Annotated in this window: 16 protein-coding genes; 2 read left to right on the top strand and 14 right to left on the bottom strand. The window is 62.4% G+C overall.

What is annotated here, in order from left to right; genetic code table 11:
* Positions 1–11: 11 nt before the first annotated feature.
* The 13 genes from CK911_RS00440 to CK911_RS00385 form a co-directional block, all read right to left on the bottom strand.
* Positions 12–746 carry an SDR family oxidoreductase gene (locus CK911_RS00440; RefSeq protein WP_098968613.1) on the bottom strand — a complete coding sequence of 245 codons (735 nt, stop codon included), beginning with the start codon at positions 744–746 and terminating at the stop codon, positions 12–14.
* A gap of 72 nt (positions 747–818) precedes the next feature.
* Entirely contained in the window at positions 819–1,358 is a 540-nt protein-coding gene (locus CK911_RS00435) for a GNAT family N-acetyltransferase (protein WP_098968612.1), read from the bottom strand.
* A 95-nt stretch (positions 1,359–1,453) separates the two neighbouring features.
* Positions 1,454–3,664: a glycoside hydrolase gene (locus CK911_RS00430; protein WP_098968611.1), complete on the bottom strand. Its 2,211-nt coding sequence runs from the start codon at positions 3,662–3,664 to the stop codon at positions 1,454–1,456.
* 108 nt (positions 3,665–3,772) lie between these two features.
* Positions 3,773–4,537 (bottom strand): DUF2861 family protein, encoded by a 765-nt coding sequence (locus tag CK911_RS00425; RefSeq protein ID WP_253860357.1) that lies wholly within the window; start codon positions 4,535–4,537, stop codon positions 3,773–3,775.
* 65 nt (positions 4,538–4,602) lie between these two features.
* A complete protein-coding gene (locus CK911_RS00420; protein ID WP_098968609.1) occupies positions 4,603–5,250 on the bottom strand; it encodes a response regulator transcription factor in 648 nt (215 codons plus the stop codon).
* Positions 5,247–6,629: a DUF3404 domain-containing protein gene (locus CK911_RS00415; RefSeq protein WP_098968608.1), complete on the bottom strand. Its 1,383-nt coding sequence runs from the start codon at positions 6,627–6,629 to the stop codon at positions 5,247–5,249. The genes CK911_RS00420 and CK911_RS00415 overlap by 4 nt, the downstream gene beginning before the upstream one ends.
* A 323-nt stretch (positions 6,630–6,952) precedes the next feature.
* The gene (locus tag CK911_RS21450; RefSeq protein WP_253860356.1) at positions 6,953–7,123 is read right to left on the bottom strand and encodes a hypothetical protein; all 171 of its coding nucleotides are present in this window, start codon (positions 7,121–7,123) and stop codon (positions 6,953–6,955) included.
* Positions 7,120–8,571 carry a polymer-forming cytoskeletal protein gene (locus tag CK911_RS00410; protein ID WP_253860355.1) on the bottom strand — a complete coding sequence of 484 codons (1,452 nt, stop codon included), beginning with the start codon at positions 8,569–8,571 and terminating at the stop codon, positions 7,120–7,122. The genes CK911_RS21450 and CK911_RS00410 overlap by 4 nt, the downstream gene beginning before the upstream one ends.
* Positions 8,568–9,128 carry a PilW family protein gene (locus CK911_RS00405; RefSeq protein ID WP_098968607.1) on the bottom strand — a complete coding sequence of 187 codons (561 nt, stop codon included), beginning with the start codon at positions 9,126–9,128 and terminating at the stop codon, positions 8,568–8,570. The genes CK911_RS00410 and CK911_RS00405 overlap by 4 nt, the downstream gene beginning before the upstream one ends.
* A complete protein-coding gene (locus CK911_RS00400; protein ID WP_098968606.1) occupies positions 9,122–9,514 on the bottom strand; it encodes a prepilin-type N-terminal cleavage/methylation domain-containing protein in 393 nt (130 codons plus the stop codon). Before CK911_RS00400 ends, CK911_RS00405 begins: the two co-directional genes overlap by 7 nt.
* Positions 9,511–9,930, bottom strand: a complete 420-nt coding sequence (locus CK911_RS00395) for a GspH/FimT family pseudopilin (protein ID WP_098968605.1) — start codon at positions 9,928–9,930, stop codon at positions 9,511–9,513. The genes CK911_RS00400 and CK911_RS00395 overlap by 4 nt, the downstream gene beginning before the upstream one ends.
* Before the next feature lies 1 nt (position 9,931).
* A complete protein-coding gene (locus CK911_RS00390) occupies positions 9,932–10,321 on the bottom strand; it encodes a type IV pilin protein (RefSeq protein WP_098968604.1) in 390 nt (129 codons plus the stop codon).
* 634 nt (positions 10,322–10,955) lie between these two features.
* Positions 10,956–13,133, bottom strand: coding sequence for an AsmA family protein (locus tag CK911_RS00385; RefSeq protein ID WP_098968603.1), 2,178 nt, complete (start codon positions 13,131–13,133; stop codon positions 10,956–10,958).
* Between the two features lie 313 nt (positions 13,134–13,446).
* Between CK911_RS00385 and CK911_RS00380 the strand changes: the two genes are divergently transcribed.
* Complete coding sequence (locus CK911_RS00380) at positions 13,447–14,991, top strand: DNA-3-methyladenine glycosylase 2 (RefSeq protein ID WP_098968602.1); 1,545 nt, start codon at positions 13,447–13,449, stop codon at positions 14,989–14,991.
* The gene (locus CK911_RS00375; RefSeq protein WP_098968601.1) at positions 14,988–15,461 is read left to right on the top strand and encodes a methylated-DNA--[protein]-cysteine S-methyltransferase; all 474 of its coding nucleotides are present in this window, start codon (positions 14,988–14,990) and stop codon (positions 15,459–15,461) included. Before CK911_RS00380 ends, CK911_RS00375 begins: the two co-directional genes overlap by 4 nt.
* A 68-nt stretch (positions 15,462–15,529) precedes the next feature.
* Here CK911_RS00375 and CK911_RS00370 read toward each other — a convergent pair whose 3' ends face one another.
* Positions 15,530–17,389 carry a U32 family peptidase gene (locus CK911_RS00370; RefSeq protein ID WP_098968600.1) on the bottom strand — a complete coding sequence of 620 codons (1,860 nt, stop codon included), beginning with the start codon at positions 17,387–17,389 and terminating at the stop codon, positions 15,530–15,532.
* Between the last annotated feature and the right edge of the window lie 9 nt (positions 17,390–17,398).

Raw genomic sequence — 17,398 nt, 5'->3', positions numbered from 1 at the left:
GCACCAGATGCTTATCGCCCTCCGGCAAGATCGATAAAGGTGCCGGTGGCGTAGGAGGCTTCATCCGACAGCAGCCAGGCAATGGCGGCGGCCACCTCGGCTGGTTGACCGCCCCGCTGCAGCGGGATCTGGTTTTTCACCCTCTCCACCCGGTCGGGTTCACCGCCGTCGGCATGCATCTCCGTGTAGATAAAACCCGGACGCACCCCGTTAACCCGGATCCCTTGCGCCGCCACCTCCAGCGACAAGCCTTTGGTCAGCACGTCTATGGCCCCCTTGGAGGCGGCATAGTCCACGTATTCACCCGCCGAGCCGAGGCGAGCGGCGGCCGAGGAGACGTTGACGATGGCGCAGCCCACCGTCATGCGGCGCACCGCCTCACGGCAGCAGAGAAAATAGCCGGTCACATTGGTGGTCAGTGTCTTGTTGATGCGCTCGGCGCTCATCTCCAGCACCTTCATCTGGGGCTGCAAGATGCCGGCGTTGTTGACCAGATGGGTGATCACCCCGAGCCGCGCGTCCATCTCCTCGAACAGGCGCACCACCTCGGCCTCGACGCTGATATCTGCCTGCACCGCTATGCAGGCGACTGGATAGCGGGCCCGGATCTGCGCCACCAGCGCCTCGGCAGCCTGCCGATCACGCCGATAGTTGATGCAGAGGTGATAACCCTGCCCCGCCAGATGGCGGGCTGTGGCTGCCCCAATCCCCCGGCTGCCACCCGTGATCAGCACATTCCTGTTCATTGAACCTCCTTGTTCTTCACCCTGGTTGCCGGTCTCCGATACTAGCCGATAGCGGGCAAGCCAGGATGCCGGTCAGGCAGTCACGCCATGATCCATCACCCACGCCACCAGCATCCGGTTGAACTGCTGGTACTCAGCGGGGTTGATGGGATTTGGGTAGCTCAACACCCTTAGCGCATGACCTTGATAGTCGGGCTGATAGGGCGGGTGCACATGAGCATAATCGTTGAGGCAAAAGCCCAACCCCTGATAGAAACGCAAGCGGCGAATGGCAATCTCATCCTCTGGCGGATCGATCTCGAGAATGACGGTTTTTCCCGCCCGTTCGCAAAATTCGGCCAGCAGACGGCTGCCGTAGTTGCGGCCACGCAGCGCCGGGTTGATGGCCAGATGTTCGATATAGATCTGCTCACCGCAGGCCCACCAGAAGATGAAGCCGAGCAGCTGGCCGTCCTGATAAAAGATCTGGCAGTGATAGCGAGGATCCCGCATCTTCTGCGACTGATGCTGTGACTGGCGCTGCTCGTAGCGGGGAAAACTCTCCCCATAGATCTGCCAGACCAGCGACCACGCCGGATGGTTTATCTCCCTAATCACTTCACTTTCAATCATCAGAACTACCTCTTGTTCATTTATCGGAATCTTCATCTATACATGAAAAGTTATGCCACATCATCCTCTGAGTAAATAACAGCCAGGATCCCGGATTAACGGGCGCCATCAGCTTGCGAAACAAACTGCAGCTGCGTGCCATCGGGTAGCAGTGCCAGCACGCTATGAGCGGTCAGTTTTATCCCTGCCAACTCGGTGGCCGGGCCGAAGTTGGCTATCAGCCGGGTGCCATCGGCAAATTCGCTCTGCTGCACCTCTCCCTTCTTGTCGAGCCAGCGAAAACCGGTGAGCGGCTGGTTGTAGAGCCGTTGGTGTAGCGGGCGGAAGAAGGCATCGAGCCCCTTGAGGTAGGGAATGCGTGCACTGACACTATCCAGACTGAGGTTGAGCAGGGGCGGCACGTTGTAGAGCTGCTGCAACAGCTCGGTGACCTGACGGCTCTCCTTGAACTTGAGGCTGTCCATCGTCCAGTGGTGGGTGGTCACTATGCTGTCGTGAAAGACGCTCTGGAACAGCGGCAGCCGCAGCGCCGGATCGAAGTAGAGCGCCTGATACCCGGGCTTGAGGCGGCTCTGGCGAAAGAAGTAATCGGGCTGAAACTCGGGATACCAGGCCCCCAGATAGTAGGGGGAGCGCTTGTTGCGGCGCATATCGGGATCCTGCCAGCCAAAGCCGCTGGTCTGGGGGCCGTGGGCAAAGGCCGCGGTGCGGTTGGCTACCGCGCCGCCCTCCTCGGAGCCCACCAGCACACCCTGACTCTTGGCAATCCACGCCATCCCGGCCATCCGGTTTTGCGCATCCTGCGCCTGAGTGGTCGACTTGGCCGGGTCGAAGTCGTCAAACACCATGCCGGTCGCCGCCACATCGAGGAACCAGCTGTTGTAGTGACTCGCCTGCTGCAATTTGGGCACTCGCTGCTCCATCACCGGGCGCACGCAGGCCTGATTGGTGTAGACGCCGCGGTTTTGAAAGCCGCTCTTGCGCCGTCCGTTCTCCTGCATGATGCCGCAGCGCAGGTAGATATCCTGCCCCATCTGGGCGGTGAGCCAGCTCTGCTGACGATTCCCCTCCGGCAGCGCGGTATCGTAGGAGTCGTAAGGTGCGATGAGATAGCCCGCCGCTTTGGCAAGTTCAATCCCCTCTGGCGCAGCAAAACCGGCGGTCCACTGGGGCAGCCCCAGCCAGAGTTTTGGTAGTCCAGCCTGCTTGAGAGCGGCGATTATCTTGGCCGAGCTGCCATCGCCCCAGCTTTGCGGCTCGTTGAGCGCAGCCCCCAGTTGCCTGGCCGCCAGTGCGCGCCGGGCAGTGAAATCGGCCGGTTGCTGACCCGGATGGCGCACCGCCAACGCCTGTTCCACCCCGGCCAGCACCCGGTTTTGCAGATAGCGGTTGCGCTCGAGATCCGCAGCTTGCAGCGCGGCCTTCACCTCCCCTTTGAGCCAGTCGGCGGGGATCAGACGGCGCAGCGCGGGCCAGCTTTTCACATCCTGTGGCACCAGCAGTCGCTCGCCCCAGAGATAGAGGTGAGAGGCGCCGATCAGCCGCTTGCCATCCGGTACCGCCGCCAGCTTGCTCTCGAGCGAGACCAGCTCGCCCCGTGCCTGCAACCAGCAGCGATAGGCCTTGGCCGCCGCCAGCCAGTCATTGCCCGGTTGCAGCGACACCGCCACCTCATAGGGGTCAGCCAGATTGAGGCGGTTGACGCTGTGGGTCGCCGTGAAGGCAATGCCATCTTGCCTTGGCGTGAAGGTGAGCCGGTTGTTGAAAGGGTTGGCAAAGAGGATCGCCAACTGTTGATCCCCATGATCCAGCCCAACCAGCGGCAGGGTCAGATTATCCGTGGTGTTGCTTCCCTGATACTCCTCAACCAGCGCCTTGCGCCACGCAATGTGAGTAGCCGGAATGCGAAAGCCCTCGTGGATCGGCAACATCAGCGCTTGTGCCCCTGCTGGCACCCGCGGCCACACCAGCTCGCCAGCACTCGCACGGCTCAGGGTGAGGATCAGACGGTTGCCCTCAAGGCGAGCCAAGGCCCGCACCTCGCCATCGGCACGGATCAGCCAGCTGGCGCGCTCCCCCTCCTGCTGCAGGGCAGTGACCGGTTGGCGCGGACCGGGGGAAGAGATAGCAAGGTGCTGGCCTGATGGCAGGATAGCCTCGGCCGCCAGAGTCGCGGGATCCAGCTCGATGCGCCACTGCTCGTTGGCCAGGGTCAGCGCCTCCGCAGGCAGTGAGAGCAGGGAGAACAGCGGCGCCAACAGCAGCAGCGGGCGGATCCGGCTCGCTAATTCAGGGGGAAAAGTCATGGTCGGTGATTCCTGATAAGACACGGGAATCGCCATTTCAGCAGATCGGCAGCCTGCGATTGTCAGGCCAATGTCAGGATTGCGTGCACCTGACCATCACGACGTCCATTAGTCCACTGGCCCCGCCTGACTGTGGCTTAGCTGCAACACCAGCTGGCCACGCTGGCTGGTCTGCACCAGCGAGAGGGTACGCCAGCTGTCGGGGGTAACGGCTGGCCACTTCACCGGCTCATCAGGCGCAATCCGGTGCCACCAGAGCAGTGAGTATTGCGGGCGGGCCAGCACCGCCTGCTCGAGCCAGATCGGCGTACAGGAAGCGGGATTGGCGGGGGGATTGGCTACCGCCTGCGGCGAGCGGGAGAGCCAGTCCAGATCCTGCACCGCAGGCAGCGGCAACGCCATCTGCCACTCCTTGCCCGCCACCGCCAGCCGCAGTTGATAAAGTCCGGCTGGTAAAGGCGTCGGCAGATCCGCCCCCACGACCCTGACTCCGGAGTTATCTTCCGCCTCCCACTGGGCGCCTGCCAGCCGGTTGTGGCCAGCAGGATCGATAAGTTCCGCGGCGGTGATGGCCCCCTCCCCGGTCAGCTGAACCCGATAGTCCCGCAGCAGCGGCGCATCGCGCTGGATCAGCTCAAGCGTCAATTCGCTCACCCCATCAGGCAGAGTGAGCGGGAAATCCTTGCCGCAGTGCTGGGCACTCAGCGCAGCCAGCATCCCCTGCCAGCTACGGCGCTCGGCATCGCTGTTAAGCGCAGGCCATGCCTGCTGCAAAGATTGCCAGGCGTGCCGGTTATCCCCCTGCAACAGCGCCAGGGTGGCCGGTTGCAGCGGGTCGACGTGTGCTGTTATCGCACTATTCTCCGTTGCCATCACGCTGCTTACATTTATAAGGCCAACCCCCAGAACCAACAGCAGCGCAGCCAGCGTTGTGCGCTTCACGCTGTCACCTCCAGCCGGTAGCCGATGCCACGCACCGTCTCGATGGCCAACCCGGGCAGCTTCTGGCGCAGTTGCAGAATATGGGTATCGACGGTGCGGGTGGAAGGAAACGCCTGATAGCCCCACACCCGGTTGAGGATCTCCTCCCGACTAAGCACCCGCCCCGCCATTCGCACCAGCAGGGTGAGCAGGGCAAACTCGGTGGGGGTGAAGCTCACCTCCGCATCCTGCCAACTCGCCTGCATCCGGGCGGGATGAAGCTGCAAGCCGCCCACCGCCTGAGTGCCATCCCCCAGCTGGCGCAGCTGGGCCCGGATCCGCGCCAGCAGCTCGTCGTGGGAGAAGGGCTTGGTCAGGTAGTCGCGCGCCCCCGCATCGAGTCCGGCCACCCGATCGCTCACCTCCACCCGGGCGGTCAGCACGATCACCGGCAGCGCCTTGCGGGCCAGCCACTGGGGCAGCCAGTTGAGGGCATCCCCCTCCGGCATGGTGCGATCCAGCAGCACCAGATCCGCCGCCAGCCACTGCTGCTCCGCCGCAGCTAGGGTGTCGCACCAGAGGCAGCGATACCCCTCGCGGGTCAGATAGCGTTGCAGGTTCTCCGCCAGCAACGCCTCGTCTTCGACAAGCAGGATGGTCTTCATGATTCGGTGTCGCTCCAGAGTTGGCAGGGCAGCGTCAGGGTGAAGGTGGTGGGCGGGCCGGATAGGGCGAGGCGCCCGCCAAGACGGCGCAGCAGATGGCGCACGATGGTAAGCCCCAACCCCAGACCATCGGCACTGGCACCACGACGCAGCAGGGTGGCGAGCCGGTAACTCGGCAACTCGCCGCCATCGCTAACGGCGAGAATCAAGCGCCCCGCCTGCCAGCTGGCACAGATCCGAACCGGTGCGCGGCCATGCTGGCTGGCATTGCGCAGCAGATTGTCGAGGGCGAGATCGAGCCAGTAGAAGGGGAGCGCCAGAGTCAACTCCCGCTCAAGGCAGAAGGTTGCGCCATGCCGCTCGCAGGCCAGGGTGAGCCACTCGGCCAGACTGACCGCCACCCGCTCATCCTCGAGGGTCTCTGCTGCCAGATAGTGGTGACTGGCCTGCGCCAGCTGATGCAGACGGGCGACACTGCCCAGCAGTTGACCCACGCTCTGCTGGGCGGAAGGGGGCAGCCGATAGAAGTCGTGGCGCAGCTCCTCGCTGATGCCGGAGAGCGCCATGATGGGGGTGCGCAGCTCATGAGTCAGCATCTGCAACGCGACGCGCCGCTCCCGCAGCAGGCGCCAGCGCTGCCAGCTGGCCCACCCCAGCAGCAGGATAAAACCAAGAGAGCTGGCCAGCGCCAGCCACTGCCAATGCAGCGTGGGGCGCTCGTTGATGCAGAGCGCGCCGACCCGCTCCTGACAGGGGCCATCGACCCGGCTATCCAGCATCAGGCCGAGCCGCTCGGCCAGCGGTTGCCACCGCCCGGCGCCATAGCGACGCCACTGCCCATCGACAAGCAGCCAGAGCTGGCCGGATTGCAGCAGCCAGCGCTCCCCCCGCAGCAGGGCGTCGAGGTTGTCATCATCAAGATCCCCAAGCCGCCCCAACTGATCATGCCGCTCCCGCACATGGAGCAGATCGTCGAACCCAGCCGCCGGATGGCGAGCCAGCCAGCGGGCGGCGCTGGAGCCGCCCAGCGGATAGATGGGGTGAGCGGCAAACCAGCTGGCGGAGGGCATAGGCCCCTCTTGGCAAAGCGCCCGCAGCAGCGGCAACCACTCGGCGGGCAAGGCGTTATCTGCCCCGCACTCCTGCTGATAGCGATAGATGGCCTGCAACTGGCGCAACGGGTAGCGCTGCCAGCCGGGATGAAGGGAGTCGGGAGCAATCAGGCGGCGGTCGAGCCGCTGCACCTCGTCAAGAGGCAGCGCCTGTTCGGGAGTCTGTCTGGCCAGCTCGCCAGCCAGACGATCCGCCAGCGGCCCGGCCAGCACGGGATAGGCTCTGCCGTAGCAGATCAGGGAGCAGAGCAGCAGGATCAGGCGCATGGGTTCAACTCGGCATGGCTCCGGATTGGGAGGGGCAATGGGTGGCGACGGCGCAATAGCGCGCGTCACCCCAAGAAAAAATGTCAGCGCCATTTTTCAATGGCACTGACATCCGGTCAACCGCTAACGGCCTTGGCGCCGTTCCCGCCACATCATTTGAACCGTGACTCACATTGAGCCGGCACCAGTGCCGTCTACCCCTCGCCGTTGACCCGCAAGGCGGGCTCAAAGAGCGGGATATCCTTGCTGCAGGCGACACCGATAGCTCTGCTATCGTAGACAGTCGGTCGCCCCGTTCGATCCTTGTTAGCGCCTCGTCAGCCTCACTGGACAAAGTGCCACTGACGCAGTGCCAGTGTCGGGGGTGGCCCCTGATCGTCCCCCATATCCGCCATGCCCAGCGCCTCGTCATAGTGCACCCCGCCCGCTCCGCTCTCGGTCAAATGCTTGGCTCGCACCGCCCCGTACAGACCGCCGCTACCGCTGATCTTCATCTCGGTGAGGGGGCATAGAGGGCGGCATAGAGCGGCGTATTGCCCGACAGCTTGACCCCATCCTTGCCGCTGTATGCCGAATAGATGGAAATCGCCGGATTACCTGCAGGGGTCAGTCCCTGTTTGGCTGCCGTGACCTCTGCTCCGGCCCCGAGATCGATCTTGCCGCTGACGATCAGGGTCAGGCTGCTGCCGGGCGCGACCGTCAACTGGTTGCTGCCACCCATGGTGAAATCCTTGCCGATCAGCAGCACCACATCCCCCTTGATGGTGAGCTTGGCGTCCGACCCCATATTAAGGCTGTCGAGCTTGTAAACGATCTGCTCCTTGCCAAACAGCTCCCCCTTGCCGGGCAGCGGCAGCCCGGGCTTGTTCTGGTTGCTGCTGGTGACCGAGCCGGTGGCGGGATCCGTCGTCAGCACCATCTGCTGGGTCGCCCCCAGCGTCAGCGGGCCATTGATGGGCAGCGTTGCAGGGGGGAATGATTTGGCCAGCGCTGCCACATTGAGCGGATCACACACCTGCCCGGCCACCGGTGGCAGCTGGGGGTGGGTGCGGTATTGGGGATCCAGATACTTCTGGTTCGCCTGATCGTTGAAACTGCCCGCGCCGCCATAACTGAGCTTGCCGCTGTCGATACTGGTGCCCCAATCCATGGAGACATTGCCATTGACCGCCACCTGGCCACCGATACGTCCCCCTTTCAGAGTCAAACTGCCGCCCCCTTTCACATTGCCGGAGACCCGGACAATCTTGTCCGACGAGGGGGAGATAATGACGTCGCTCCCGGCATTCACGTTGCCGGAGATGGGTGAGGAGCCGTTTAGGGTCACGGCCCCGGTCGCCCGCACATCGCCCCAAATTGGCGAATTGCCGTCGAGCACCACATTGGCCTTGTCACTGACGGTCGCCACCTTGGCATTCTGGTTGATGTTGCTGCCGCCATATTTGCCCTTGCGCGAATCATAGCTGTCGATAAAACCGCTGCCGGAGAGGCTCAACCCTTCGCACACCACCACCGAATCCTGAAAGATCAGATTGCCCGGCTCACGCTTGAGGGCAAACAGCGCGTTGAGGCTGGCATTGCCCTCCAGATAGCGGCCATTGCTCTGCAACGCCAGTTTGCTGCCTGCGGAGGCATCCAGCCGGTCGATGCTGAAGCGGCTACCCGCCATGGCCCCTTCCCCCTTGCCCGGCACCTTCTGCACCAGTTGCTCCCACTCGATCCGCGGCTCGGCGCCGAGCGCCTGATGCAGGGAGCGATAGCTCTCGTTCATCCCCTGCTCGGCACTGAGCTGCGCATTGATCTTCTTGTGAAAATTGCCGCTCAGGCGAGTCTGCAACTGGTTCTCCTGAATGCTGGTAAACACCAGCAGACTCGACAGCAGGCTCACCACCAGCACTACCAGCAATACGGCTCCCCGCTGTCCCTGCAATCCCTTGTTCATTCCGCTCCCCCTGCTGTCGCGTTGGCACCGGATGTGGCCAGTGCTGCCGCCCAGACCGCCTTGCGGCGGGCCACCTGCACCTCGACCCCCGGTGCCAGATAGCTCGGCAGCCCTTCGGGCAAGATGCGGATATTGACCAGCGCACCCTGCTGGCCGAATTCAAGATCCTGAAGATCCGCCAGCAACAGGCGCGGGCCGTCCCCGTCATCGCAACTGAGTACCGGCGGCGTGAAGCGGTATTGCTCGGTAAAATTGGCGGTTTTCTGGTTGCCAAGGCAGGAGAGCACCTGGCTGCCCCCCTCTACCTTGAAGGCCAGCGTCAGGCGATCAGGGGTGACGGCAATCAGCTGATCCGCCTGCTTGATGCTGTTGGTAAAGGTGAGGGTGGCAAAGCGCAGCACCTCGTTCGCCTGCTCCAGCGCCTTGCTCTGCTCGACCGTGCTCTTGATTGGGGCGTAACCGGCAAAAATCGCCAGCATCAGCATCAGACCGAGCACCATGGAGATCATCAGCTCGACCAGACTGACGCCTCGCTGTCGGGAAGGGACGCTCAGCATAGGGGCGGAAATCCTGCGTTCAACTCAACCCGCTTGGCACCGGATACCCGCTCATCCTGCCACTCGATGGCGACCACAAAGTTGTCGCTGTAACGGTTCGGCAGCACCAGCCGGTGGCCATCCTGCAGGGTGAAACGCTTGAGAAAATCGGCCTGGGTAAACCGCTCCGGCTTGCGCTGCACCTCACACAGCGAACTCCAGATCTGCTCCACGCTGTTGCTCGCCTCGATAGTGGCCAGCGTGCTCTGCAAGCTGTAGTGCGCCTGCTGCAACGAGACCACCTGACCCTTGGCGAGACCGAGAAACACCATCACCGCCAGCACCATGGAGACCATGATCTCCACCAGATTGAAGCCCTGCTGGCGGGCAAGTGCGGCGTGTCTCATGAGCAGCTCCCTTGCAGCAGCTGACCGCTCGGGGCCACGCAGAGCACCCGCTGATCACCAATACGATTGGCCAGGATGATCTCGGCGTGACTGCTGCTGCCGGTTGGCGCGATCTGGATGGGCTTAAACGGCTTGATCACCACGCCGCCACCGGGGGCCGCCGCCTGACGCAACAGCTGGCTGTCAGCCATCACCTCCCAGCCACCGTTTTCGGTGCCCTGCAGCACCACCGGCAGGGTCAGCTTGACCGCTTCGCTGCGGGCAAAACGGTAGGCGGAAGCGAGTTCGGTCGCACTGCGATCGAGCCGCTCGGCCGCGAGGCGCTGGCTCATGGAGGGCACCCCGACCAGCAGCAAAATGGCGGCAATGCCAACCGTGATCATCAACTCAATCAGGGTAAATCCGCGCACGTTCATCTTATGATCCCCAGCAGTCATGACGATTGGCCGCGCGATAACCGGTCTGATCGAGGGTCAGAGTGCCGCACTCATCCTGTTGTCGCGTCGTTGGAATGGCTTTGAGCAGGTAGTCACCAGCGTCTTGCTGGCTGTAGTTGAATTGGTAGAAATCCGTGTTGGAAGGGGTGGCAAACTTGTCGGGATAACGGCCCTGCTGGGTATAAATACGCTCGAGGGCGAGTGCCTGCTCAAGCAGTTGCTGCTGCGCGTCGTAGCGACGTCCCTGTTGCAGATAACCCTGATACGCAGGCAGCGCGATGGCCGCGAGAATGCTGACAACCGTCATGGCGATCAGCAACTCGATCAGACTAAAGCCCCGGCAATGGGGCCATGCCGTACAGTCGCTCACTTATCATCCTTGGCAAGTGTTGTTATTGGTCGGCCTTGGGCCGCGAAACAGCTAACTTAATAATCATAAAAAATTAACTGTCTCGATTGAACAATACAACGCCACCTCACTCAACGACAAAAAGATAATTATGTGATCTGTTATTAGTTTTTAAGCCGCTTGCACCACCACTAATCTCGCCAAACAAATAAAGTTGAGCCAATAGTGCCCCCAACCCATCCGCTCTACGCTTCCCTGCCAGAGAACCGCGCCAAATGGATAAAAGTGAGACGGATAGTTAGGCGGATAGTGAAACGAAAGCGTGAAAAGAGAGAGTGAAAAAAGAGGGTAAAAAGAAAAGTGCGGCCGATTTTTGCTATCCCTGTCCGTTTCTGGTTAGTCACCCCCCTTACTCTCTTGCCATCTATTCCAGCAAAGTATCCCGGCAAAACCGCCACGCCATGAATGCCAAGCCAAGCCCAGAGATGTCAGCACATGAGGTGATCAACACCCTCAGCCGCGCAGCTCGCCCGCGATGGCCGCTTCTTTACTGACGGGCGACACGGCCCGGCAGCTGACCCACGCTCTGCTGGGCGAAAGAGAGCTGCCGGTCGAAACCGTGGTGCAGCTCCCGCCAGCCCATGTGAACCGTCACCTATTTGAACAGTCCCTTGAGCAGCTGATCGGCCACCCCTTTGACGGCATCATTATCGGCCTTGTCGCCGAGCAACTTCTTGAGACCGCGCTCGGCCTCCTTGCGCGCCTTCTCCTCCAGCAGCTTGTTGTTGCTAAGCAGCGCCTTCACGTCGAGCTGATAGCTGGGCGCCTGCCAGTGGCCACCAATCCGCACCGGAATGGTGATCTCTTGCAGTTCATCCAGATCCTTCCCCCCCTGCCCCTTGCTGCTCTCGACGATGGAGGTGAGAAACAGGAAGTCGAGGGTCTGTGGCACCAGCGCCGTCTGCCCTTCGCCCTTGACCCGCAAGGCCGGTGCAAAGAGCTGGATATCCTTGCTGCGAGCGATGCCATCGGCAATCTGGAAGCTGGCGGTCAGGGCGCTGAAGTCGGTCTTGCGCGCCTCTTTCACCTGCTCGGCCCCCTTGCCGGTGAGGGTAGCCCGCGCTTCACGGATCATCTCCGGCAGGTTGATGCCGTGCAGGGCGCCATCGCTCAACTTCAATGTGACCTTGCCCTGCATCTGGTTGCGCAGCGCCAGCGCGGAGAGACCACGTCCCTGCACCTGCACATCGAGATCGCCTTTACCCTCCAGCAGATCGCTGTGAGCCAAGATCTGCAGTAAGGGACGAATGTTCACTCCGGCCACCTGCTTGTGCACCTTGTAGGTGGCGGGCTGCTGGCGCGCGTCGAGTACCCCGTTCGCGTTTACCTGACCGCCAGCCACGGTCGCGCTGAACTGTTTGAGCGTCAGCAGTCCCTTGGCCAGAGCCACCTGCAGATCGACAGCACCGAGATCCAGCCCTTTCAGGCGCAGGCTGCCGAGTTGCAAGCGACCATCCAGATCCACACCTTTGAGCGCACTCAGATCAGGTTCGACTGCGGACAGAGCTTCGCTCTTGCCAGTTGCCGCTTTATTGCCACTTGCCGCGGCGTTGGGGGCATTGGCCGCCGGTTTGGCCTCTTTCGGCTGTGCGGTCGTGGCCGGAGTCGGCTTGGCGAGCCAGCTGTCGAGATCCAGCTTATCCCCATGGAGATCAAAGGTGATCGCGGGAACAGCACCAAGCTGCACGGTTCCATCACCACTCAGCAATGCCTCATCGGCACTCATCACCAGCTTGCTCAGGGTGATCAGCTGCTTGTCGAGTTCTGCGCGGGCAAAACCGGCCAGTTTCAGCTTCATCTGCGGGCGCGGCAGCGCATCCCCCTCCAGCGCGGCGGTCAGCAGCACATCGGAGAGTTCTGCCAGCTTCAGCTCCTTGTCGAGCCGCCCCTTGAGTGTCCCCTCAAGCGAGCCAGCCAGCGCAGACTGTGTGCCCTCGCCTTTGGCCCCTTTGAGCGCCAGAGTGAGGTTGCTCCACTCACCCAAAGCCAGCCGATCTCCCTTGATGGAGAAGTTATCGAGCCGCAAGGCTGGTGCACTCAGGCTACCGCCGAGATCCAGATCTTTCAGTTCACTGGCCATCACCTCTTGCGCCAGCTTGATTTGGGTCTGCCCTTTCACGTCAAAAGCGAGCTTGTCGGCACTCCCCTTGGCGGCCAGGGTCACGGGAACCCACTGCCCCGTAATCAGCTGCCCGATATCGAGATCGAGACGCGCTAGCCGCAATGAAGTACCACGGCGATCGTCCTGCACCAATGCACTGGCCTGGGAGAGCGCAACACCCTGCAAGCTGATCTGCCAGGGCTGACTCTCGCTAGCCGCAGCCGGTGCGGCAGCAGGCTGAGCTGGCTCGCTCGTTGCTGTCGCTGTTGAGGCAGCAGCGTCTTTGATCAGCCCACTCAGATTGGAGCTGCCATCAGCTTTGGTCTGGATAAAGAGATGGGCGCCACTCAAGGTCACCTTGCCGATTTCCAACCGATGGGAGAGCAGTGGTAACAGGGCCACCGATGCCTCCCCCTGCTCGAAGCGGACGAGATCCGGCTCGGCAAAACCGGCCGGATTGCGCAGGGCGACCTGCTCCAGCGAGAGGCCGAAGCTCGGCCAGAAACGCCAGCCAATCTCTCCCGTCATCACCAGCTCGCGTCCCGTGCTGTTGCGCACCTGCTCTGCCAGCTGGGGTTTGAATTGATTCGGGTCGATCAGGCTGACCAGGGCAGCTATAGCAACCACGGCGGCGACTGCCACTCCCAACACTATGTAGATGATCTTCTTCACAACAAGCTCCTTGAATGCGGATCCTGACAGTGACTATATCATCCGGAACACACTGATGAGCGCGGCGATGAAAGCGGTACTCGTCAGTGGGGATGCGCGGTGGCAATGCTGTCGCAGTGGCTGTAGCCGACCAACTCGATAGATGTGTTGCACATGACCTACCGAGCTGCCCTGCTAAATTGCCCTGCCGAGCCACACAAGGTGAAAGGAAAGGGTGCGACCGATTTTTGCTATCCCTGTCCGTTTCTGGCTAGTCACAGCCCCCTCGCCCCCTTACTCTCTTTGCCATGTTCCCAAGCAAAGCCGCCATGCAATGAATGCAACGCCAAGCCCAGAGTCGTCACCGGATGAGGTGATCAACACCCTCAACCGCGAACAGTGCCATGCCGCGCGGCTCGCCCGCGATGCCCGCTTCGATGGCCGCTTTTTTACCGGCGTGCTCTCGACCGGCATCTACTGCCGGCCAGTCTGCCCGGCACGGCCACCCCACGAGCACAATGTGCTCTACTTCCAAAGCGCCGCAGCTGCCGAGCAGTATGGGCTGCGACCCTGTTTGCGCTGCCGCCCGGAGCTGGCCCCCACCGCCCGTGGCGATCTGCCTGCTGAACTGGCACGCCTGCTGGCCCGCATCGATCGCGGCGAGCTGGCTGACGGCACGCTCGCCGAACTGGCCGCAGAGGCCGGGATCAGCGAACGCACTCTGCGCCGCCAGTTCGAGCAGCACCTTGGCGCCTCGCCAAAACAGGTGGAACAGACGCGCCGGCTGCTGCTGGCTAAACGGCTGCTGACCGAAACCCGACTGCCCATCACCGACATCGCGTTTGCCGCGGGCTTTGCCAGCATCCGCCGCTTCAACGACGCCTGGCTCAACGCCTACCGGCTGGCCCCGCGCCCCCTGCGCCAACAAGAGGCACACGATGACACGACAGCACACATGCACTCGGAGCCGCGCGGCGCAACCCTGACCCTGCAACTGCCCTATCGCCCCCCGTATGACGTGGCGGCCATGCTGGCGTTCTACCGGCTGCGGGCGATCCCGGGTCTGGAGCAGGTAGATGGTGAGGTGTATGAGCGGCGCTACCGGGTCGGCGATCAGGTCGCACTGGTGCGCATCGCGCAGGGCAAGGGGCACAGCTTGCAGCTCACCGTCCATGATCTGCCGCTCGCGGCGCTGCCCGACCTGCTCTATCGGGTGCGCCGGATGTGGGATCTCGATGCCGATATGCAGCGGATCGGCGATCTGCTCGGTCAGGATCCACTGCTCGCCCGTTTGCAGGCGCACTGGCCCGGCGTACGGCTGCCGGGTGGCTGGGACGAGTACGAGGTGATGCTGCGCGCCATCGTCGGCCAGCAGGTGTCGGTCAAGGGGGCCATCACCCTGCTCGGGCGACTGGTAGCCCGCACCGAGGCGCAATGCGGGGTGGCGCAACTGCCGACCCCCGCCCAGCTGTGCGAGCTCGATCTCGACGGTATCGGCATGCCCGGCAGCCGCATTCGCACCCTGCGGGGAGTAGCACAAGCACTGGCCAGCGGTGAGCTGACCCTCACTACGGCCAGTGACGAGCAGTTGCTGGCGCTACCGGGCATAGGCCCCTGGACGGTCTCGTACTGGCGGCTGCGCTGCGGGCTGGACACCGATGCCTTCCCCGCCTCCGATCTGGTGCTGCAAAAGGCGCTCGGAGGTGGCACCAAGCTGCCGGTGAAGGAGGTGTTGGCGCAGAGTGCGGCGTGGCAGCCGTGGCGCAGCTATGCGGCCAGCTGGCTGTGGCACGCCATGAGTGAAGCGCCCAATTTGCTGCGCCATGCCACCGGCAACGAACAACAGCCAGATAACCAACCACAGGAGATAACCCCATGATCCGCTACGATATCCTGCCGACCCGCTGCGGCGATCTGCTGGTCGCCATCAATGAATCTGGTCTGGTACACGTGGACTTTGTGGCGGGCCTGCGGGCACTGCCCGATATGAGTTGCTGGCAGCAAGACCATGGGGCGTTGGCCCCCTTCCTCGCCGAGTTTGACGCCTATTTTACTGGTCGCTTGCAGCGGTTCTCCCTGCCCCTTGCCGCCCGTGGTACCGCCTTTCAACAAGCGGTGTGGCAAGCGCTGTGTGATATTCCCTACGGCGAAACCCGCAGCTACAGCGATATTGCCCGCGCCATCGGCAAACCCGATGCGGTACGGGCAGTGGGCGCAGCAAACGGCCGCAATCCGCTCTCGATCATCGTTCCCTGCCATCGGGTGATCGGCCAAAACGGCAGCCTGACCGGCTATGCGGGGGGATTGGAGATTAAACAGGCGCTGCTGGCGCTGGAGGGGGGCAATTAAAGGAGTGAGGGCAGAGAGCCTGCGGTAAAAAATTGCCCCTTTTCCGGACGGAGAAAGGGGCAATTGGATCAGCGTTTCAGGCTGCCCATCACCTGCATTTCACAGCGGTTGCAGTCAAAACGCAGGCGGAAGGTGTCTTTACCCATCTTGAGCTCCAGCGGCTCGGCCTTGAGACCGGGAACCTCTTTCGGGCAGAGGTTCTGGCTGTAACGGATGCAGTGCTTGGTGATCATCAGCACCACTTCCCCCTCCTCCTTGTTCGCCTCATAGGCGGGGGCGATGCGCTCGACCCCATGCTCGCGGAAGAACTGCTCGGCCGCGCTGTTAAGCACATTGCCAAGGTAGGAGAGGCGGTGCTGGGGATAGCTGATATCCCGCAGAGCGATGCGGCGCTCGGGGCGCTGGTAGCTGGCCACCCGCGCCGCCTCCAGCGCAGCGATGCCATCCCGGCGCAGCCCGTTGAGCTGTGATGCAGCGATGAATAGCGGGTAAGTGAATGCCAACTCAATCTTGCGTGCCACAAACAGGGTATTGCCGAGTTTGCCAAGCTGGTCGCGCGCCTGTTGCAGCGCCCGCTCCGGATTGTCGGCCGGCTGCTTGTCGCACGGCAGGGTCACCGCGGCGCTGATGCCCTGCTCATCGGTGAGATCGAGCCGGATCCCTTCGTCGCACTCACCAAGTTGCATATCGATCCGGATGCGGCGATCCGCGCTCGCCTTCTCCAGCATCTTGCTGAACGCCTGATCATGGTTTCGGTAGAGCTCGGTGCCAACCTTCAGCCCCGGCATACGCTCGGAGAGAAGTAACTGCTTGCCCTCGACTTTGTTGAGGCGCATCCCCACCAGCTCGTTGTTCGGCTTGAAGAAGCCCAGACCGTCGCCGTTGTTGAGGGTGACCTGCTTGCCGTCGATCTCGATGCCATCCTTGGTCACCTTGGTAACGCGCCCCAGCGGCTCACCCACATATTTCGGGCTCTTGGTGGAGTCGATCCCCTGCTGGCGGCCATTGAGGAAGTAGTCGGTAGAGCCACGGTTGAAGCTCTTTTTCGGATCCGGCTCGAAGCTGTAGCTGCAACGACCCGCCGAAGCGGCCACCAGATCGCTGCGACTGTCGAGAATAGCGTCGAGCTTTTTGCGATACCAGGCGGTGACGTTCTTGACGTAGTCGAGCCCCTTGAGGCGCCCTTCAATCTTGAACGAGCGAATGCCTGCCGCAACCAGCGCCTCCAGATTGTCGGTTTGGTCCATGTCCTTGAGTGACAGCAGGTGGCTGTCGGCCACCAGTACTTCACCATCCGGCTTTTGCAACGAGCAGGGCAGACGGCAGAGCTGGGCACATTCACCACGGTTGGCGCTGCGGCCGGTACGGGCGTGGCTGATGTTGCACTGGCCGCTGTAGGAGACACAGAGCGCGCCGTGGATAAAGAACTCCAGCTGCACATTGGTGGCCGCGCTGATCTCGCGGATCTGCGCCAGTGACAATTCGCGCGCCAGCACCACCTGAGAGAAGCCCACATCCTGCAGAAACTTCACCTTCTGTGGCGTACGGTTGTCGGTCTGGGTACTGGCATGAAGCGCGATGGGAGGCAAATCTAGCGCCAATAAGCCCATATCCTGCACGATAAGCGCATCGGCACCGGCTTCGTAAATCTGGTGGGTCAAGCGCTGGGCCTGCTCCAGCTCGTGATCGTGCAGCAAGGTATTGAAGGCAACAAAGACCTGGGCACCGAAACGGTGGGCGTGACGCGCCAGCGCTTCGATATCTTCGAGGGAGTTGCCCGCCGCACTGCGGGCGCCAAAGGCAGGGCCGCCCATGTAGACGGCATCGGCGCCATGGTTGATGGCTTCGATACCGTAGGCGAGGTTCTTGGCCGGAGCCAGCAGCTCCAACCGGTTGTTGTAGCTTAAAGGGTGCTTGTTCTGGTGCATGGTCTCGGG

The sequence above is a fragment of the Aeromonas sp. CU5 genome (genome assembly GCF_002586745.1).
Classification (GTDB): domain Bacteria; phylum Pseudomonadota; class Gammaproteobacteria; order Enterobacterales; family Aeromonadaceae; genus Aeromonas; species Aeromonas sobria.
The sequence above is the reverse complement of the archived record's forward strand: the minus strand, read 5'-3'. Positions and strand labels throughout refer to the sequence as shown.